Origin of the sequence: Sporolactobacillus sp. CQH2019 (genome assembly GCF_028765345.1) — a bacterium.
GTDB lineage: Bacteria > Bacillota > Bacilli > Bacillales > Sporolactobacillaceae > Sporolactobacillus.
This window is the reverse complement of the sequence record NZ_JARAJZ010000004.1, coordinates 282278-301663: the sequence shown is the minus strand read 5'-3', so window position 1 is coordinate 301663 and position 19386 is coordinate 282278. Positions and strand designations below refer to the sequence as shown.

Genomic DNA, 19386 nt, shown 5'->3' with positions numbered 1-19386 from the left:
TGGCAGCGCTTTCTTAAGGGCACCGGCGGATCTTCCTTCGCTGCTTTCCGCCGATGGCAGCTTCTTCTCCGCAATCACAGAATCGAATGAAGCGTACAGGAGATGCACGGGACCGTGGATACGAAATATTTAGATTTGCTGGCCGAGAAATATGACAGTGAGGAAAAAGTGGTAACCGAAATCATTAATCTTGAAGCTATTCTCAATCTGCCGAAGGGGACGGAGCATTTTGTCAGCGACCTGCACGGAGAGTATCAGGCGTTTCAACATGTCCTGAGGAACGGCTCCGGAAATGTCAAAGTAAAAATCCGCGATCTTTTCGAAGGCGAATTATCCGATCAGGAAATGAATGAATTCGCGACGCTGGTTTATTATCCGGAGGATAAGCTGCAGCTGATAAAGGAAGCGGCGGCGGACAGCCAAAGCCTGTACGGATGGTATGCGGAAACTATTAAACGGATGATCAGGCTCGTTGCTTTCGCTTCGTCCAAATATACACGTTCGAAGGTGCGCAAGGCCTTGCCGGAGCAGTTTGTTTACATCGTTGAAGAGCTGCTGTATAAGACGGATGAACTGACCAATAAGAAAGAATATTATACGAAAATTATTCAGCGGATCATTTCCCTCGGCCAGGCCGATAAGCTGATCACCGGTCTGGCCTATACCATTCAGAGGCTGGTTGTCGACCATCTTCATGTCGTCGGGGATATTTATGACCGCGGGCCTGAACCGGACAAGATTATGGACACCCTTATCAATTACCATTCCGTCGATATTCAGTGGGGAAATCACGATGTGCTGTGGCTCGGCGCTTTTGCCGGGTCAAAGGTATGTCTGGCCAATCTGGTTCGGATCTGCGCCAGATACGACAATCTCGATATTATTGAAGATGTATACGGAATCAATCTGCGGCCGCTTCTGAATCTGGCGGAAAGATACTACGATGATAATCGTGCTTTCCGGCCGAAACACGATGCCGGCAAGAAAGAAATTTTTGATGATGAGCAGCTGCAGATTACCAAAATCCATCAGGCGATCGCGATGATTCAGTTTAAACTTGAGATACCGATCATCAAAAGACGCCCGGATTTCAATATGTCCGGCCGGCTGCTGCTCGAGAACGTCGATTATGACCGTGAGACACTGACAGTCAACGGAAAAACGTATGCGCTGCAGGACACCTGTTTTGCAACCGTTGATCCGAAACACCCGGATCGGCTGCTTGAAGAAGAAGAACAAGTCATTGATAAACTATTGTTTTCTTTTCAGCATTCCGAAAAACTGGCCAGGCATATGAATTTTCTGATGAGGAAGGGCAGTCTCTATTTAAAATACAACGGCAACCTATTAATTCACGGGTGCATTCCTCTGAATGAAGACGGGTCGATGAAGAAAATGGTGATCAGCGGAAAGGCGTATGCCGGAAGAGGCCTGCTCGACGTTTTTGAACACTATATACGATACGGCTTTGCGCATCCTGAAGTGACGGACGATCTGGCGACGGATATGATGTGGTATTTATGGACCGGAGAAAACTCCTCGCTCTTCGGGAAAAAAGAGATGACCACTTTTGAGCGATATTTTATCGCAGATAAGACATCGCATATTGAACAAAAGAACCCTTATTACAAGCTGCGCGAAGAAGAAGAAATCTGCCGGAAAATCCTGAAGGAATTCCATCTGAACGCCGATCAGGGTCATATCATTAACGGACATACACCGGTTGAAGAGATTAACGGAGAAAATCCGATCAAAGCACATGGCAAAATGATCGTTATTGACGGCGGATTTTCCAAGGCCTACCAACCAAAAACGGGAATTGCAGGCTATACTTTGTTATATAATTCCTACGGCATGCAGCTGGTCGCCCACAAACGTTTTACTTCAAAAGAGGATGTGCTTTTGCACGGCACGGATGTTTTATCTGTCAAGCGGCTGGTCGACCGTGAGCTGAAAAGGAAGAAAGTGCTGGAAACGAACATAGGCAAGAAATTATTGCAGCAAATATCCGTGTTAAATCACTTGCTGGAGTACCGTTATAAGCACGGAAATCGGTCTGCTGACGGAGAAGGGCGAAAAGCGGATTAAACAATTTTAATAAAAGCCTGATTTAAAGAAAGAAACTTAAAATCGAATAGAGATCGGCTGCAGCCTGGCTAAACACACAGCCCGTTGACATGTTATCACCTAACGTTGTCAGCGGGCCTTTTATTTATAAAGAATCGACTGTACGGACAGGCGGCAGTTCACCGGCTGCGGTAAATTGAGAGGAAAAGCAGCCTTTTAGACAGATGCTCTATAGCAGTAAGAGCCTATTCATATCCCAATTAGAAAGATTCTTTTTTGACTGCAGGCAGCATGCGCAGAAATTTGCGGAAAACAGTCTTAGAAAATAAATAAAGGATGAGCACGGCCATGGAAAATATGGAAATCTTTGTTCCCAGCATCAGCCCCTGCGGAACAAAATTAAACCGAATCGTATCATTGCCGCGGCTGCCTTGAACAGCCATCAGACCGGAATCAACATTTTCAATTTTTGCCGGCCTCCCGTTGACAGTCGCCGTCCAGCCCGGGTCGTACGGTACGCTGAAAAATACGAGATTATTCCGAAAAAGTTTAATATGTGAGGTAAAACCGCGATTGTCGCGCGTAAATGACTGCCCCGCTTCCTGCTTTCGGTCGGCTACGTCGCGCCGATAGGTCCTCATCGACAGATCGTTCAGTGCCGCATTCGGCAAGGGCGGCAGAACGGAGGCGTAAGTTTTCATTTGTTGATCGTTGAGCACAAGGCCTTTTAATAACAGCAAGTGTCTTTGAACAGGATTTGTTTTCATGAACGCCGCCATTGAAATGGCATGATCGAAAGTGAATCCGAACGGGATGTAATCTTTGGAACGATATATTGTGTAAGCTCCCGCCCGGTTAACTTTCACCAAATCGGGAAGTGCTGTTTGACCGAAATTCCCGAACGGAGGGGTCAGCGCAGAGGCGTTCATAACAAGAATATATTTGACCGATAAAAAAGGACGCAGCGCGAAAAATTGATCGCTTATCTGTGATTGATAACCTCTTCCTGCACCGACGGCAGAAGCATAAAATGAAAAAATCGAACCGTTTACTGTACTATTAAAGGATTGTATTGCCGGCTGATTCAGCAGTATGCTGACATTGCGGTAAGCATGTAACGTATCTGTCCGATAGGTTCCTTTCGTCGGCAGATGGATCGATTGAGAAGATTTTGTATAGACTCTGGTAAAATCCTTAGCGGGCGGATAGAGCGTTTCATTGCCGTAAAGGACATAGGCTCCTGAAAGAGCGGCAAAAATGATCGTCCATACAGCAGCTTTTTTATAAAAATTTGACTGATTGCGGTTACGCAGCAATCCCCAGGAAGCTGTAAGCCCGAAAATCAGCAGCAGTACTTGATACAGCATCATCTGTTCGTTTTCAACAATTTCCTGATGTTTATCCGCGGCATACAGAATAAGACTCAGCAAAAAGGCACTATAGAGAAAAATGGTAAACTTAAAGGCTGATCGGATAGACACAATGGACGCCTTCTCGTCCAGAACTTTTGCCGAAGCCAGCGCCATCATCAGAATCGGCATATAATACCAACGGCAGTACCAATAATTGGTGTTGCCTGCATAAAACAGTGTATTCAGCACAGGGATTAAGGCGAACGTCAGACACACAGCCATCAAATTAAGCATCCAGCTCTTGCGGTTTAATTGCACAAAGATAACGATTAACACGAATCCAAACAGCGGCAGAAAGGCATGGACGGACGAAAAATCAGACGGCGTTAGAATTGACCACTTATGCTCCACTTGGGCGGGCATGAACAGTCCGGCCAGTATTTTCAAATAGGTAGCCCAATCGTAAACAGCATTCGATAAACCTGCTAAATGAACGTTCTGGCTGACACGCGGATTCTGAGCCACAAATAAGACAGAGGGAAGCAGAAGGATAGAGGATAGGCCAACGCCGACAGCACTTTCAAAGATCAGCGACAAAAAACGCTTCCACGTTAATACTATCTTTTTAGAGAGCAGTCTGACAATAAAGTACAAGATCAGAAAAACAACTTCACCGACGAAGAAAAAGTAATTAAGAAACGCCGACAGGGCAACCATTAAAGCGAGCAGTCCCTTTCCTTCGCCATGGAGCCGCATTTCAAACGCTAAAAGGAGCAGCGGAAACAGAGCCGTTACATCAATAAAATGATTAAAAGTAATCGCGCTGAGCTGAAAGCTGGAAAACGCATACAGCAGTGAACCAATCAGCGCTGCACCGTCACGTTTTATAAAGCGACGGAAATAGGCGTAGGAAGCTGCCCCGGCGACGGCAAACTTTAAGATAAGCAGCGGACCGGCCATATAAGGGAAAAATTTTGCGGGGAATAGGCACGATAACCAGAAAAACGGACTGCCCAGTGTATAGAAACTATACGCGCCAATAAATTGACTGCCGAGATCCGTGTTCCAATTCCAGAAAACATTTCCGGATTTTATCGCTTCATTAGAAAGAATATTAAAAGGAATCTGCTGAAGGTTAAAATCATCGACGACGTATAAGATGCCATGGCCGCGGACAATGAAAGGAACGATAAACAGGGCCGCCGTTATCAGCGACAAAAGAAAAGCGCGGACGCAGCCCTTCATGATGGAAGTTGAGAACCGATGCACAATGAATCACTCTTTTATTTATATTATATGAGTATCTCTTTAGCTCATTTTCCTGCTAGGCCGTCAGATGATCATCAACTTTTCCTGAGACCGCCGAAAGACAGAGGGCGTTTCCGCGACCGTAAACTGCCGCTACTTCCGCAGCGGTCGATAAAGCGGATGTAAAGGCCGAAAAACTTCCGGTGACAGCCGATAAACTGCGCCTTCCGGTCGATAAACCAGGCGTGACGATCGATAAACTTTCTGCGCTGGCTGATAAATTCCCGGTCATGATCGATAAATCGGGAACGCCAGTGGGTCAAGTCCTGGCCGCAGCTGATCCATCAATCAGGGCCGGCCGTGCTGTTCTGATCATTTGCACTTATTGATTCCAGTCCGTTTACTGCCGATGACAGTTGATATTTTGCTTCCTGCCGATGATGTCTCAGTGTTTCCCGGCGATTTTAGCCGCGATTCACAGAAATACACGGCGGGCCGAGGAAAAAGATCGGATGTTTCCGCCATGTAACGCCTGTCTGTGCAGGATATCCCTCTTTTCCGGAGAAATAAACCGCCGATCACATGAACATTCGGCGGAATAGACCGGCTCTCGTGCAAGCGATCGCTTTTCGGAAGAATCGATGGTGTTTCGCGCCGCAGTCCGGCTGGATACATGAGTTGAGGGCATATCCATTTTGTATTGCATGTCCGTCCATATCTGTACAATAAAAAATAAATAGATGCGCCGATTATTGTCAATTTTCGCCGAGAATGTATATTTACGGGAATAGATCGGAGAGACTGCCTGCACAAATGGCAACGGCCTTCGGGCGTCAGGCGGAAACAGTCCGATTCTGCCGGATTTTGGCGGCGCTTTCAAATATACGCACTTTTTTCATTCGCTCCATGTATCGTCATATATTATACGACAAGAACGCAAAAACTGTCGATTATGCCTGCAGAATATCAGGCAGTTTTCAGGACAGCCTCCCGGCTGCTCCCGTTCCATTGTGCAGCGGAACTGACGGCAACCTATTCATTACAGGCTGCGTTTCAATTGGTTTTTAATCATCGTTTTCTGTTCGGGTGCCCGGGCATGTCCCGCAGGAGTAGGGTTGACAGTAGATGATTGGTCACCTATTATATAATAAATGATTGGTCATCTATCTTGCAGCCGATCTTCATGAAATGAAATCTTTGCGTGTGAAGGGATTTAAATGAAAACGAATTATAAAGCCGAAACACTGCGTTATCTTATTCTGGCGGCGCAGCGCCAGGGGAACAGGCAGCTTAACGAGATGTTGAAGGAGCTCGACCTGACCGCAGCGCAGGCCGAGGTGTTACGCGTTTTGCACGAAAGGAGGGGGATCTCCCTTAAAGAACTCGGAAGACTGCTGATTTGCGAATCGGGCAGTCCGTCACGGCTTGTCGAGCGTATGGTCCGGGACGGCCTGGCCAGAAAAATCGTCCATGCGAAAGATTCCAGGTATGTGACGCTTCGGCTCACGGCGGCCGGTGAAGAAAAAGAACGGTCTGTAGAAAACATAGAACGGCAAATGTACAATCAGTTGAATCATATCTATTCGGAAGATGAACTTGAACTTATGTGCACGCTGCTGTCCCGGTTTATGCAAGGTCAGCCGATCTCGGAAACTTTGAAAGATCGCGGCTTCAAGAGTAAATAATTTCACCGAAGGAGATACGCAGATGAATGTTCTCATTATTTACGCACATCCCAATCCGAACAGCTTTAATCATGCGGTGCTGGAACAGGTTCAAAAAGGGTTTCGGGAATCCGGCCACGATGTGACAACGATCGACTTATACCAGGAACGTTTTAATCCCGTATTAACTTTTGACGTGAAACACCGAAGAAGGGACCTGAAAGACGATCCTGGGACGGAACGCTATCGTACATTGTTAAAGGAGGCGGACCACTATATTTTTATCTATCCGGTCTGGTGGAACGGTTTTCCGGCCGTCTTGAAAGGTTTTTTTGACAGAGTATTTGTCGCCGGTTTTGCCTATGTCTACGAAGGACTCATGCCGAAGGGGCTCCTGAAAGGGAAGACAGCCTGGGTGATTTATTCGATGGACGCTCCGGCCTGGTACGACCGGCTGATGCGCGGGGATGTCGAGTGGAAGGTCATCAGCAAAGATATCCTTCAGTTCTGCGGCATTCGTCCGGTGAAAAGAATGATGCTGACGGGGATGAAAGGGAGCAGCGCCGGGAAAAGGGAACACTGGCTGGATTTTGTTTATCGGCAGTCGCGCCGGTTCGGCAATGAGTCCATTTGAAAGGGAAGGCCGGCCGGCGGCGGAACATTTTCGCCTTGCCGGGTCATCGAAGCCGCAGTGTAAAAAAAACAGGCTTTTTCAGCCGCAGAAAGGACGTTATAATAAAAGGTAGACACGTTGTCCCGGCCGGTGCCGATGCTGTACGGCCGCTTTGCAGGGACAGGCGTAAAAAAAGACTGAACAACCGGATAACCGGGGGATAGGAGAGGAAGACGGACATGATCGCTGAGGAATATAAACAGATGCTGGGCAAGAAGTCGGTTATCAGGGAACTTTCCGAATACGGTACGGAAAGGGCCAAAGAAATCGGCTATGAAAAAGTTTTTGATTACAGTCTGGGCAACCCGTCTGTTCCGGTGCCGCAGGCCTTTACCGATAAACTGATTGAACTGGCGGCAAGCAAAAATTCGGCGGCGGTCCACGGATACAGCCCGAGTTTGGGTATCTCTTCGGTCCGTGAAAAAATTGCGGCATCTCTAAACAGACGTTTCGGAATGGACTATGAAAAAGAACATATTTTTATGACGTCGGGAGCTGCAGGTGCGATCGCCCATGCGCTTCGGTCCGTGACGAAAAAAGGGGACGAAGTGATGACCTTCGCCCCGTATTTTCCGGAGTACAATCCTTATGTCAATAAAACGGGTGCTGTTCTGAAGATTGTTCCGGCGGATACCGACGGTTTTCAAATCAATTTTCCCGAATTTGAAAAAATGTTTTCATCCAAAGTCATGGTTGTATTAATCAATACGCCGAACAATCCGTCCGGCATCGTATACTCGACGGAAACAATTGAGAGGCTGGCGGCGTTTCTGACAGAGAAAGAACGCGAATTCGGACATGATATCTTCCTGATCTCGGACGAACCTTACAGGGAAATTGTCTTCAAGCATGTGGATGCGCCCTATACCGCCAAGTATTATCATAACACCATCACTTGTTACTCTTTCAGCAAGTCGATGTCGCTTCCCGGCGAACGCATCGGTTATCTTGCGGTCAATCCCGCGTGCAAAGATGCGAAACTGATTGTGGAGATGTGCGGGCAGATCTCAAGAGGCATCGGCCATAATTGCCCGCCCTCGATCATTCAGCTTGCCGTGGCGGAAGTTGTCGATCTGACTGCGGATCTGTCCGTGTATGAAACAAACATGAATATTCTGTACAGGGCACTGACCGGTTTCGGATTCTCCTGTGTCAAGCCGGGAGGAACATTTTATATGTTCCCGAAGGCAATGGAAGAAGACGCGGGCCGGTTCTGCAGCCGGGCGTTAAAGTATGATCTCATTCTCGTTCCGGCCGACAGTTTCGGATGTCCCGGTTATTTCAGAATTGCCTATTGCATCCCTACGGAAAAGGTTGAACGCTCACTGGAAGCATTCAGGCAGCTGGCACAGGATTACAAATAATGAAGCGGTTATTCGATAGATAAGAATCATACATTTTCCTTACCCATGATTGCTGCCCGAATCGCTTTTATCCGAAAAAGACGGATCTGAGCCGGTGATACTTAGGGAGGCAGCCTGTATTTTATATCGGGTACGGTAAAACGACCGAAAGGTACAGTCAACGACGCAGCAGATTGGGAGGCCGCTATGAAAAAAGTTATGACAGCTGTCATTTTGACCGCGATACTCATGCTTGCTGCATGCGGAAGCGGGGCAAATACAGCTTACAATCAGGCGATGAAAGAAGGTTTAAACGCAGTGACTGCCGGCAATTATGATCACGCGGCGACGGCTTTTGAAACAGCTTTGGCGGATAAAAAGGCTGACAAGCAGGCAACGGCCCTGCTTGCGGAGACGCAGGCTCTTAAGTCTGCCGAAGCATCGCTGAAAAAGGGAGATTTGATCGGAGCCATTGATTCAGCCGGCCAGTTAATTGATCGGCCGTCCGTCGATCACGCAGTGCTGATTCAAGCTCAGGAAATCAAGAATAGGGCACTTAAAGATGAGCAGGCGACGGGCTCGACTGCGGCAATCAAACCGCAGCCGGCCGCCGAATCCGTTTCGGGCAGCTCCGGCACGTCCGCGGGCGGACAGGCCGGGGCGTCTGCCGCGCAGTCGGCGGATTCCGGCGGAAGCAGCGCGGTTTCCGGTTCGTCTCAGCCGGGCAGCAGTGTTCACACGGTCACTCAGGCAGAGGCGGAAGCGGCAGTGATCAAAGCCGCCGGATATTCGCCGGATCAGGTTTATATCGATACGACGAATGATGGTGCCTACTACTCGATTGAGCTGCGGGAAAATCACCAAAACGACAGCGCGGCGGATCCCAACACGGCTCCTGCGATCGGATTTTTCCGCTACTACAAAGCGAGCGGTAAAATCGCGAAGCTGGATATGATCAGCAATACGTATAAATATGTGAATTAAACGGATCGGCAAAGTCTGCGTGCAGGGCGCGGTTTTGTATGTTCCCATTTTAACAAGTACGGACAGCCGTTTTAATTCACGGCCCGTCATTCTTTTTTCGGATGATCATCGGCCGTCTTATGGGGGCGGGAAATGGGTTACGGCTGTCTGCCGCGACGGGAGGCACCGTGCGCCGTCTCGGCTGTATAAGTCTCGCGCAGCCCTTCCGGGACGCTGAAGGACGGGGCAAAGCCGAGAAGCTGTCCGGCCTTGCGGTTATTCAGACAGCTGTGCCTGATGTCTCCCGGTTTGGCATCGTCATACTCTGTTTTAATCGGAGAACCGTGTAGGCGGCGCAGGATTTCGATGAGCTGATTAAGGGATGTGCTTTGCGCGGTACTGACATGAATAGTTTCGCCATCTCCTTTATCGATTGCCGCGATATTGGCGCGGACGATGTCTCTGACATAAACGAAATCGCGTGTCTGTTCGCCGTCTCCAAAAATTTTCAAAGGTTCGTTCTTTCGAAGCTTATTCAGGAAAACGGCTACGACTCCGCCTTCGCCTTTGGCTACCTGTCTCGGTCCGTAGACATTGCCGTATCTGAGGATTGTGTAGGGAAGCTGATAAAATCGCCGGTAGAGACGGATGTAAGATTCAGCCGTCTGTTTGGACAGGCCGTAATAAGAAATCGGTGCAGTCCGGTCTGTTTCTGAGACCGGGCTTTTTCGAATGTCGCCGTATACGGCGGAGGTGGAAGCGAAAATAATCTTTTTTACGCGGGCGAGCCGGCAGGCTTCCAGTACACGGATGGTTCCGCTGATATTGATCGTCTCGTCAAGCCCAGGATCCAGAACCGATGTCGTGACATCGGCCTGGGCGGCCAAGTGAAAGACAACATCGGGCTTGATCTGTAAAATAAGCGCTCCGGCTTTTGCGCCGGTAACGTCCTCGATATGAATAACCGCTTGCGGATGAACATTTTCCAGCCGTCCCGATCTTAAATTATCAATAATATGCACCTCATCGCCTCTGGCAATCAAACCGTCGACAAGATGAGAACCTATAAATCCGGCTCCGCCGGTTACGACAGCTTTCACGGTTTCCCTCCTCATTTTCTATTCACTCTATATAAAAAACCTGCGCAGAATATCCGGAACAATCGACAGTAAATAGCCCGTGATTCAATAGTGATCGGCAGAGAATTATCAGTAAATGACTTGCTGCCAATAAGTGTGAATAATCAGAACCCGGTTTGAATTTACCCCGGTATCGCCCGCTTTATTTCACGGTATGAGGGTCCGTCATTAAAAATCAAAGAGATACTTTGCCGGTCCCGGATCGTCCTCCCTTTATTTCAGAAAGACAAATTTGTAGTCGTCGGCGGAACCGGCGTTCTCCTGGCCGGACACGGGCTTCATGATTTTCTGATTTGAAAGCGTTTCGGCAGGGGCTGCAGGGATAGTCAGCGTTATCAGGCCGGGAATTCCGGTGTCGGTATGGACCGCCTGATCCGGGTCGGCTGCAGGGAAAGCACCGGCGGGAATAGTGCTGATGGCGCTGATCGCCGGCTGGGCGGGCTGATTCGTTTTTAAGTTCACAGGTAATGGAAAAATGTAATCGGCAGGCAGAGACGACTTGATTTTTTCCAGTACCCGGTAATCGGCGGCCAGGCCTTCTGAAAACCGCTGTATTTCAGGTGCGGGCGGCCGATGATACGCTTCGATCACTTTTTTCAGGGCGGCCAGGTCGGGGATCACATAGTTAGCGGGCAGTGTACGGATGATTTTTTCAAAGACGGGTTTCGGCATGAAGATTTCGGGATGAGCGGTAGGGGCCGCAAATAAAGAACGGTATTGATCTATATTTATTAAAACGATTTCAGCTTGCTGATCGGACAGGACTGCGTCCGTTTCGCTTTTTTTCCGGGACCATAATTTTTTCCAGAAACCGGCGATTTTCCAGCAGAAGAGAAAGATCAGATATTTAATCGAATCGATGAAATGACTCATTTCCTCACCCCATTTTCTTACGATAGATGGCATGCTGGTAAACATCTATCAGTTTTTTGACGCCTTTATCCATCGACCAGTGGGTCATGCCCCATCTTTTGGCATTGGAGCCCAGCTTTTTCCGGAAGCGATCGTCTGAAAGCAGGAGGTTGATCTGGCTGCTAAGCATTTGAATGTCTTTGGGCGGAGTAAGCAGCCCTGTCACTCCGTGTTTGATAATTTCCGGCACACCGCCGACATCGCTGGCGATAATCGCTTTACCGGCTATCTGTGCTTCAATGACCGAAAGCGGCTGATTTTCAATCAGTGTCGGGAGAACGAGTATATCGGAATGGGCGAGCAGAGCCGGGACGTCGTTTCTTTTTCCGAGAAAGCGCACAGAATCGGTCAGACCGAGAGAAAAAGACTGGTTCTGCAATTCTGCTTCTTTTTCACCGCTCCCGACAATCCAGCATTCCCAGTCGTTTCTTACTTTCTTTAATTCACCGAGCGCGGACAGAAGATAATTGAGCCCTTTAAGCTCCACCAGCCTCCCGGTGTAGATGATCACTTTTTTATCTTTGGGACGTTCCACCGATGTCTTTTCCTTCATCCTGCGCAGAAAATTTTCGGTGTCGAATCCGTAGTGCAGCACCTTAAGCTGCTGATCGGGAACATTGAATTCCCCGGTCAGGACATTCCGCAGCCACTGGTTGCAGACAATGGTCGTGTCGGCGGCGACAGCCCCGGCGCGCTCCAGATCATCGTAATAGGCCCGGGCCATGTACGAGGTGTCCGACTTGTGGATGGTCAGCAGCTGGCGCCTGATTTCGTGGGCAACGGAGCCGTGAAGTGTTGCTACGAGCGGAATCCCCCTATTTTTGATCCGGCTGATCCCGACCGTCGATAAGACATCCTGCGTATGAATGATGTCGTAATCGTTTATGCCGAAATAGGCCGCGCTCAATTCATAGACGTACCGTTGAAATTCAGTCCATTTGACAAGAAAATTGGCATACATGGCCGGGTAGTTATCCGGAGTCAGGTTGGCGTTGATCAGCGGAATTATTTTGTCCCTTTCGATCACCTGCCCTTTGCTGAGCATCGTAACGTTGATGTTTGCTTCGTCATAGCCAAGTAAATCGACTTCATGTCCGTATGATTCCAGTTTCGTTTTCAATTGGGACATATAGGTCCAAACGCCGCCTACGTGCGGAATCGGCCAGTAGGTAGCCAGCAATATTTTCATAGTCTGCATCTCTCCCATGAAGGTCTGTACTCTAACTGTATTATGAGGCGGCAATAATCGTGTAGGCGGCTATCCGAGATCAGGCGGAATTGTTGCCATCATTGATGAAAACGCTGACCGGACCGGCCAGCGCCGCAGCTTCTCCGGGCGGTTAGAGTGTTATCATCTGCAGAATAATAGGCGTCCCCTTCTCGGGCACATCCTCCGTTTTTAATTTCAGTTTTCCGGTTTCAACAGTGTAACTCAGCCTGGATTGCAGAATGCCGTTGATGAAAAGATTCGTGTAGGACACCTCATCGGAACTTAAAATTCGCTGAATCCCGTAGCCCTCCATGGCATCTTTTTCCGTGTACACCCTTTTCCGGCCATCGGACACGGTGTAAAATTCGGTCGTCACGGCTTTCAGGGGGGTGATAAATAAACGGGCCTGCCCCTGCCCGGTCCGCGGATAGGAAAGGAAGGGACGGGGAATAGAGGATGTACGATCCCCCGTTTCATAATCGTTGTGTCTCATTTGCATACGCTCCCTGAAATCATTGTATCGTCGTTAATAATATATAAGGAATCCGGGATAACGTGAGTTGCCGCTGGGTTCATTTCTTATCTTTTGTCAGGCGTTTGTTTGCCAATGACCGTTCCTTCATTTCTGCATATGTTGTATGGAACATTAAAAAAGGGGGAAATGTGGTGGGCCTCAAAATTATCAAACCCGTATTTTCTTCAGCTCCGGAGATCGTGCTCTCTCCGACCATTACCCGTTTTTTCTATGAACTGGAAGAGCCGATTGCCGAACGGACGATTGTAAAAATCGACACGGCTAAATTTTTCGATGACTCGGGTGAAACCGTAGAATCCCTTCCGCCGTTAAATCTGAATAACAGTTATCTGAACGTCTATATTAACGGCGTGATACAGATGGACGATAATTTTGCCTATACAGCGGGTGAAACGGGTGTCGGCAACTTGATGATCACCGTTCCCGGCGGTTCGGATATTGCTAAGGGCACGCCGATTATTGCAGAAGTCATCAACTACGATCCCGTTTTTAAATCCGGCTCGGATCAATAGTCCTGCCGTGCGGAACGGATATGAAACGGGGAAGAGCGAGGAAATTACAAGGCAAGGCCGGCGTTTATTGACATGAGGGAAAGCATGGAATTAAGCGGATATATATCAATCATATAAGCGGCCGGACATAAGCGCCGCATCATCCCGCGGGGAGCCGTCCCGGCCGCCGCGGCTCAGTCTCCGGCTTCGCCTGAAAGCCTGCCGATCGGCAGGCTTTCACTGCTGAAAAATGCTTTTGAAAAGATAAAGGTTATCCATAGCAGCGGCTATGGATAACCTTTATCGTGCATCCGGGAATAAAGCGTTTCGGGCAGATGGACAGGCCCGGCCCTTTCCGGCCGGTGCGGAACAATGAAAAACCCGGGCAGGATTTAACAATCCGACCCGGGCCTGTCGTTTTCACCGGCATTTTCAATGCCGGCGAAAGCATACAGATAGAATAAAATAATGAGCAGTTTGACAAAGTCTTTCAACCGGATGCCTGAACACTGTTCTCCAAGGCAAAATGACAGTACGAGCAGCGACTGCAGCCGTTCTCTGTCCGATCGGATAAGCGCTTCATCGGCCCTGGCATTTTGATTAGCCGACGGTTGTTCCGGATCAATGCTTCGCGAGCTCGTCATGATGGGCCTTTGCGATCCGCATACGGTACCAGTCGATGGTCTCCTTCAGCCCCGTCGCAAATGGAGTGGCCGCCGTGTAGTTAAGCAGTTTCCCGGCCTTATCCAGCGAAGGAATCCGGGCAGGAATTTCCTCAAATCCATCGCCGTACGCTTTTTGATAGGGGATATATTCAAAACCGGCTTCACTGCCGGTCAGCGCAGCAATTTTTTTCGCCAGTTCGCTGATCGTCATCGGCTCACGTGCGCCGAGATTAATCGCCTGATGATCGGCTGCGGGGCTCAGCGCGGCTTCCAGTCCCTTAACAACATCGCCGACGTAGCCGAAGCTGCGGACCTGATTGCCGTCTCCAAAGATCGGGAGCGGTTTTCCGCTCAGCGCCTTTGTGATAAAAATCGGGATGACTCCGCCGTATGCCGAATAGGTCTGACGCGGGCCGTAAACATTAAAGAACCGGACCACGGTTACCGGAAGGCCTTTTTTGGCGTAGCCGAAGCAGAGGTGCTCATCCAGTGCTTTCGCCGTCGCGTAGCACCAGCGATGAATCGACGGATCGCCGAGCAGACGGTCCGAATCCTCCGCGTAGGGGAGCCGGGGATTTTTTCCGTATATTTCCGATGTCGAGGCGAAGATGACTTTTTTTTGATAATGATCGGCCAGCTTCAGAATCATCCGTGTGCCGTCAATGTTTCCTTCGATCACTTTGAGCGGATCGTCCACCGTGTTTTTCACGCCGAGGACGGCTGCCATGTGGTAGACCGCATCATGATCTTTGATCAGCCGGTCCATCAGTTCCCGGTCAAGGACGGATCCCTGATGATAGGCGAAAGACGGATGGCCGAGCACATCTTTTAAATAGGCCGTCGTTCCATTGGATAAATTATCGACGACGGTTACGAAATAACCTTTTTTAAGCAAATATTCGGCGAGATGGGAACCGATGAAACCGGCGCCTCCCGTAATGAGTATCTTCTTCATCCATTTGTCGCTCCTTTTTTCATGATCTTGTGCCTGAAGCGGGGAGAAAAAGCTGTTTTGTGTCGATGACAACCGGAATATGCGACTTAATGGTTTCATAAGGTGTTGTGCTGTGATCCGTGATGACAACCGCCAGATCGTAATGCACGGAGGCGAGCGCGGATCGATCGATCGAAACATATTCCGTGGAATCGACAGTCAGGGAGGGCACAAAGGGATCATAATAGTCGACATGGAAACCGTCTTTCACTAATAATCGAATGATCGGAATCGCGGGAGACTCCCGGACGTCGCCGATATCTTTTTTATAGGCGACGCCGACCAGCAGAATCGACGGCGGCGAAACGGTTTTTCCGCCTTTAAGCAAGTTTTTGATTTTAGTCGTGACATACTGCGGCATCTTTTTGTTGACCGCGTCTGCCGTATGGATGAAAGGCGTCTCATGGTTGTATTCTTTCGCCTTCCAGGACAGATAGAGCGGGTCGATCGGAATGCAATGGCCGCCGATTCCTGCCGAAGGCGTGTAGCGGGAAAAGCCGTACGGCTTGGTGCTTGCCGCTTCGATCACTTCGTATACATCAATATTCATTTTTTCACAAAGAATGGCAAAGTCGTTGATGAAAGAAATATTGATAAAACGCTGCGTATTTTCCAGAATTTTTGTCATCTCCGCCGCACGTGTTGAGGAAACTTCGAATACTTCGTCAAAAACGCTGCGGTAGATGGCACTGATTCTGCCGAGGCATTGCGGAGTGGTCCCGCCGACAACTTTTGGAATTTTTTTCAGCGGAATATGGCTGCCGGGGTTGATCCGTTCCGGGGAATAGGCGAGAAAAATGTCTTTGCCGACTGTCCATCCTTTTTCTTCAAGCCGGGGCAGGATTAATTCGTCCGTGGTTCCGGGATAGGTTGTGCTTTCCAGACAGATGAGCTGCCCGGCTTCCAGATGCGGCAAAATGCTTTCAACTGCTTTTTTGACAAAGATCAGCTCCGGATTACCGCTGCCGGTCAGCGGTGTCGGCACGCAGATAAAGACGGCTTCGGTCCCGGCAATGCCCTTACCTGTATGATGAAGGAAAAAACGGTTTTCCCGGATGGTTTGCTGTATAAAATGGCCGTCGACGTCCGGATTGTTGCTGTTACCCGTGCGGATACCCTTCAATTTCGCCTCGTCCACATCGATCCCGTGGACAGTGTACCCGTTTTGCAGAAACAGCTGGCATAAGGGTAACCCGACGAATCCCAGACCGATGACAGCGATTGATCGCTGCTCTCTCTTTTGCATCTCTGTTCCTCCTTTATGCTTACGTAAAATAGGATATGAAGGAGAAAGCGGATGGTATGGACGTATGATAGAGGGTTATGGAATAATCTGAATGTGCGGGCCCCGGCCGCCGGTCAGGTTTGGTGAAGCCGTCCGCCGGGTATTCATATATTATCCGATCGGGCCGGAGATGGGCAAAGGAGGTGTGAAATGATATTGCGAAGATATTCACAAAAAAATCATTTTTTCGGCACTCAAGTTGATTGTAGTTCAATTAAAGCAATGATATAATTTTGACATGAAAAAAGATTTCATGATATTTTTCTCCGGCAAGGGAAAAGTAAGAAAAGCGGATCAATGGCAAGGCATCTGATACTTGATTTTACTTTTCTTGTGAAAGTTATCACGAAATTTATTTTTTCACAGACGAGAGAAACAGGTTGGTAGTCTCATGACCGGAATGAGGAAGCAAAAATCATTTTTAGGAGGATGTTTCAGCATGGCTTTTAAAATCATTGCATATGGCGTTGAACCTTATGAAGAACACTTGTATGGTGAATTGAACAAGTACGGCTATGAGCTGACTCTGGTCAATGATCTGCTCACGGCGGATAACGGCGATCTGGCAAAGGGTCATGATGGTGTGCTTCTGTTTGTTAACTGCCTGGCTGATCGTGCAAATCTGAAAAAATTTAAAGAATTCGGCATTAAATATGTATTTACGCGTACGGCGGGCTTCAACCATATCGATCTGCAGGCTGCTGCTGATTTTGGTATGAAGGTGGCCCGTGTTCCTGCTTATTCACCGAATGCGATTGCGGAACTGGCGGTTTCGCTCGGCCTGTCCCTGTCCCGCCACACAGTTTATACGACGGGCAGAACGGCAAAGCTGAATTTTCAGGTGACGGAAACGATGTTCAGCCATGAAATTCGCAAAAGCACGGTCGGCATCGTCGGCACAGGCCATATCGGCTGTGTGGAAGCCGAACTTTATAAAGGCCTCGGCGCCAAGCTGCTCGGCTATGATATTTTCCAAAGCGACTTCGCCAAGAAACTGGTAGAATTCAAAGAACTGGACGCACTGCTTGCCGAGTCCGATATTGTCAGCCTGCACCTTCCTTACTTCCCCGGCAAGAACGAAAATTTTGTCAGTGAAGATTTTATCGGTAAAATGAAAGACGGCGCGATCCTGATCAACACCGCCCGCGGCGAATTGGTTGATGAAGCGGCTGTCATTAAGGCTATTAAGAGCGGCAAGCTGGACGGTTTCGGCGCAGACGTGCTGACCGATGAAGCACGCTTCTTCGGCAAGGACTTCTCGGACGGCAGTGCGTTCCCTGATGCAACGATCAAGGAACTCGTCGAGCTTTATCCGAAAGTACTGATTACGCCTCATGTTGCGGCGATGACGGACGAAGCGGTTTCCAACATGATTTCGACAAGTTTTGACAATTTCGATGCAGCAATTAACGGTAAAGATTTGGGCAGAGCGGAAGTCAAGCTGCCTGAAGTGGCCGTAAAATAAAACGATTCGTTTGATTCGGAATGAAAAAACGGTCTTGCCGGGGATACTGGCGGGGCCGTTTTTTATTGCTCATTTTTGCTGGCTGAACGTTATTATTTCACATTGACTTTAATAACTTAATCAAGTAAAATAATGACACTTGTCAAAATCTTTTGTTTTTATTGAAAGGATCTTAAATATGTTCCGTGTGCGGAGAAACGAAAAGGGATTCGGTATGCTTCATTAGGGCTCGGCAGACGTTGGCCGAATCAATGTTTGTCTGAGCCTTCCGTTTCGCTGCGGGACTTTGCGGGAAAGCCCCATTCAGTATGATCTGGATGAGGCTTTTGCTAACCGCTTCTGTGTTCCTCCGGTTTTACAGATTATGCTATATATAGAACAAAAAGGAGACGAAAAAGGATGAAGATCGTAGTCGTTGGTGCCGGTGCAATGGGATTGAGGTACGGCGTTCTGCTGCAGGAAGCGGGGAACGACGTGCAGTTTGTCGATACATGGGAGCCGAACGTGGAAGCGATTCGGAAAAATCACGGCGTGGAGGTCACCCGGGACGGAGAGGATCCGCACAGAGTTGAGATCAAAGTCTGTTATCCGGAAGAGTACCACGATCAGCCGGAACTTGTCATCTTTTTTATTAAAGACATGCACACGATTGAGATCATGGAACGCTGCAAGCATTTTATCGGCAAGAATACGTACGTTCTGACGAACCAGAACGGCTATGGGGGTGCCGAAGACATTGCTCAATTTGTCGACAAAAAGAAAATTATAGCCGGGACGGCGATGATTGCAACCGTTATGAAAGGCCCCGGGAAGGTGGATTTTATCGGGAAACGCGGTACGGGACATGTAAATATTGTAAAAATGGAAGGCGAGCCGGACGCTTTCATCTATAAAGTTGCCGATGAAATGGAAAAGGCGCTCATGCACCCGGCTGTCCGGACGGATTATAAAGGAACCGTCTGGACCAAACTCGTTTTTAACTCCGTCGTCAATACGCTGTGTACATTAATGAATATCAAGATGGGGCAGTTCGCTGCGTACAAAAATGCGGAAGTGATGTCGCAAAGACTGATCTACGAAGCGTATGATGCCCTGGACGCCGAAGGCATTCAAATGGAAATGGGCCGCGATGAACTGGTCGAGCAGGTCATGTATGTATCAAAGGTGGCTAACCCGCTGCACTACCCGTCCATGCATCAGGACATGACCACGGACCGGCCGACAGAAGTCGACTATATCAACGGCGCCGTTGTCCGGCTCGCTGAAAAACACGGGCTGCAGGCTCCCTATCATTCACTGCTTGTCGATCTGGTCCATCTCAAGGAAGCTTCAAGACAATACCAGAATGAGTAAAGGTACGGCCGGTTCGGAGAGCTCCGG

The 19386-nt window shown here is 48.8% G+C and carries 17 protein-coding genes; 9 read left to right on the top strand and 8 right to left on the bottom strand.

Going from position 1 to position 19386, the window contains the following annotated elements; translation table 11 throughout:
- Positions 1-114: 114 nt before the first annotated feature.
- Positions 115-2088, top strand: a complete 1974-nt coding sequence (locus OYT88_RS07765) for a fructose-1,6-bisphosphatase (RefSeq protein ID WP_274399104.1) — start codon at positions 115-117, stop codon at positions 2086-2088.
- Between the two features lie 239 nt (positions 2089-2327).
- Here the strand turns inward: OYT88_RS07765 and OYT88_RS07760 are convergent, their stop codons facing one another.
- Positions 2328-4688, bottom strand: a complete 2361-nt coding sequence (locus OYT88_RS07760; protein ID WP_274399103.1) for a YfhO family protein — start codon at positions 4686-4688, stop codon at positions 2328-2330.
- Between the two features lie 182 nt (positions 4689-4870).
- Between OYT88_RS07760 and OYT88_RS07755 the strand changes: the two genes are divergently transcribed.
- The 5 genes from OYT88_RS07755 (at position 4871) to OYT88_RS07735 (ending at position 9331) form a co-directional block, all read left to right on the top strand.
- Positions 4871-5056 (top strand): hypothetical protein, encoded by a 186-nt coding sequence (locus tag OYT88_RS07755; RefSeq protein ID WP_274399101.1) that lies wholly within the window; start codon positions 4871-4873, stop codon positions 5054-5056.
- Between the two features lie 828 nt (positions 5057-5884).
- Positions 5885-6352 (top strand): MarR family winged helix-turn-helix transcriptional regulator, encoded by a 468-nt coding sequence (locus OYT88_RS07750; RefSeq protein ID WP_274399100.1) that lies wholly within the window; start codon positions 5885-5887, stop codon positions 6350-6352.
- 22 nt (positions 6353-6374) lie between these two features.
- Positions 6375-6965 (top strand): NAD(P)H-dependent oxidoreductase, encoded by a 591-nt coding sequence (locus OYT88_RS07745; protein ID WP_274399099.1) that lies wholly within the window; start codon positions 6375-6377, stop codon positions 6963-6965.
- A 218-nt stretch (positions 6966-7183) separates the two neighbouring features.
- Positions 7184-8368, top strand: coding sequence for a pyridoxal phosphate-dependent aminotransferase (locus tag OYT88_RS07740; protein WP_274399098.1), 1185 nt, complete (start codon positions 7184-7186; stop codon positions 8366-8368).
- Between the two features lie 186 nt (positions 8369-8554).
- On the top strand, positions 8555-9331 hold the full coding sequence (locus OYT88_RS07735; RefSeq protein ID WP_274399096.1) for an outer membrane protein assembly factor BamD: 777 nt from the start codon (positions 8555-8557) through the stop codon (positions 9329-9331).
- Between the two features lie 137 nt (positions 9332-9468).
- Here OYT88_RS07735 and OYT88_RS07730 read toward each other — a convergent pair whose 3' ends face one another.
- The 4 genes from OYT88_RS07730 to OYT88_RS07715 all read right to left on the bottom strand — a co-directional run bounded on the left by OYT88_RS07730 (position 9469) and on the right by OYT88_RS07715 (position 13064).
- Positions 9469-10410 (bottom strand): NAD-dependent epimerase/dehydratase family protein, encoded by a 942-nt coding sequence (locus OYT88_RS07730; protein WP_274399095.1) that lies wholly within the window; start codon positions 10408-10410, stop codon positions 9469-9471.
- A gap of 252 nt (positions 10411-10662) precedes the next feature.
- Positions 10663-11322, bottom strand: a complete 660-nt coding sequence (locus tag OYT88_RS07725) for a hypothetical protein (RefSeq protein ID WP_274399094.1) — start codon at positions 11320-11322, stop codon at positions 10663-10665.
- A 4-nt stretch (positions 11323-11326) separates the two neighbouring features.
- Complete coding sequence (locus OYT88_RS07720) at positions 11327-12550, bottom strand: glycosyltransferase family 4 protein (RefSeq protein ID WP_274399092.1); 1224 nt, start codon at positions 12548-12550, stop codon at positions 11327-11329.
- Between the two features lie 151 nt (positions 12551-12701).
- The gene (locus tag OYT88_RS07715; protein WP_274399091.1) at positions 12702-13064 is read right to left on the bottom strand and encodes a DUF4183 domain-containing protein; all 363 of its coding nucleotides are present in this window, start codon (positions 13062-13064) and stop codon (positions 12702-12704) included.
- Positions 13065-13237: 173 nt separating this feature from the next.
- Here OYT88_RS07715 and OYT88_RS07710 point away from each other — a divergent pair, with 173 nt between their 5' ends.
- Positions 13238-13618: a DUF4183 domain-containing protein gene (locus tag OYT88_RS07710; protein ID WP_274399089.1), complete on the top strand. Its 381-nt coding sequence runs from the start codon at positions 13238-13240 to the stop codon at positions 13616-13618.
- A gap of 371 nt (positions 13619-13989) precedes the next feature.
- Here OYT88_RS07710 and OYT88_RS07705 read toward each other — a convergent pair whose 3' ends face one another.
- Genes OYT88_RS07705 through OYT88_RS07695 form a run of 3 tightly spaced genes read right to left on the bottom strand, consistent with a single transcriptional unit; the run spans position 13990 to position 16502 of the window.
- On the bottom strand, positions 13990-14241 hold the full coding sequence (locus tag OYT88_RS07705) for a hypothetical protein (RefSeq protein ID WP_274399087.1): 252 nt from the start codon (positions 14239-14241) through the stop codon (positions 13990-13992).
- On the bottom strand, positions 14219-15217 hold the full coding sequence (locus OYT88_RS07700) for an NAD-dependent epimerase/dehydratase family protein (protein ID WP_274399086.1): 999 nt from the start codon (positions 15215-15217) through the stop codon (positions 14219-14221). The genes OYT88_RS07705 and OYT88_RS07700 overlap by 23 nt, the downstream gene beginning before the upstream one ends.
- Before the next feature lie 19 nt (positions 15218-15236).
- Complete coding sequence (locus tag OYT88_RS07695) at positions 15237-16502, bottom strand: nucleotide sugar dehydrogenase (protein ID WP_274399085.1); 1266 nt, start codon at positions 16500-16502, stop codon at positions 15237-15239.
- A 478-nt stretch (positions 16503-16980) separates the two neighbouring features.
- Between OYT88_RS07695 and OYT88_RS07690 the strand changes: the two genes are divergently transcribed.
- Positions 16981-18006, top strand: a complete 1026-nt coding sequence (locus OYT88_RS07690) for an NAD(P)-dependent oxidoreductase (protein WP_274399084.1) — start codon at positions 16981-16983, stop codon at positions 18004-18006.
- 399 nt (positions 18007-18405) lie between these two features.
- Entirely contained in the window at positions 18406-19359 is a 954-nt protein-coding gene (locus tag OYT88_RS07685) for a ketopantoate reductase family protein (protein WP_274399082.1), read from the top strand.
- The last annotated feature ends 27 nt before the right edge of the window (positions 19360-19386 follow it).

What these genes read in the sequence shown, in the direction of transcription:
- OYT88_RS07750 (WP_274399100.1), top strand. Translation starts at nt 5,885, where the DNA reads ATGAAAACGAATTATAAAGCCGAAACACTGCGTTATCTTATTCTGGCG.
- OYT88_RS07745 (WP_274399099.1), top strand. Translation starts at nt 6,375, where the DNA reads ATGAATGTTCTCATTATTTACGCACATCCCAATCCGAACAGCTTTAAT.
- OYT88_RS07740 (WP_274399098.1), top strand. Translation starts at nt 7,184, where the DNA reads ATGATCGCTGAGGAATATAAACAGATGCTGGGCAAGAAGTCGGTTATC.
- OYT88_RS07735 (WP_274399096.1), top strand. Translation starts at nt 8,555, where the DNA reads ATGAAAAAAGTTATGACAGCTGTCATTTTGACCGCGATACTCATGCTT.
- OYT88_RS07725 (WP_274399094.1), bottom strand. Translation starts at nt 11,322, where the DNA reads ATGAGTCATTTCATCGATTCGATTAAATATCTGATCTTTCTCTTCTGC.
- OYT88_RS07720 (WP_274399092.1), bottom strand. Translation starts at nt 12,550, where the DNA reads ATGAAAATATTGCTGGCTACCTACTGGCCGATTCCGCACGTAGGCGGC.
- OYT88_RS07715 (WP_274399091.1), bottom strand. Translation starts at nt 13,064, where the DNA reads ATGAGACACAACGATTATGAAACGGGGGATCGTACATCCTCTATTCCC.
- OYT88_RS07705 (WP_274399087.1), bottom strand. Translation starts at nt 14,241, where the DNA reads ATGACGAGCTCGCGAAGCATTGATCCGGAACAACCGTCGGCTAATCAA.
- OYT88_RS07700 (WP_274399086.1), bottom strand. Translation starts at nt 15,217, where the DNA reads ATGAAGAAGATACTCATTACGGGAGGCGCCGGTTTCATCGGTTCCCAT.
- OYT88_RS07695 (WP_274399085.1), bottom strand. Translation starts at nt 16,502, where the DNA reads ATGCAAAAGAGAGAGCAGCGATCAATCGCTGTCATCGGTCTGGGATTC.
- OYT88_RS07690 (WP_274399084.1), top strand. Translation starts at nt 16,981, where the DNA reads ATGGCTTTTAAAATCATTGCATATGGCGTTGAACCTTATGAAGAACAC.
- OYT88_RS07685 (WP_274399082.1), top strand. Translation starts at nt 18,406, where the DNA reads ATGAAGATCGTAGTCGTTGGTGCCGGTGCAATGGGATTGAGGTACGGC.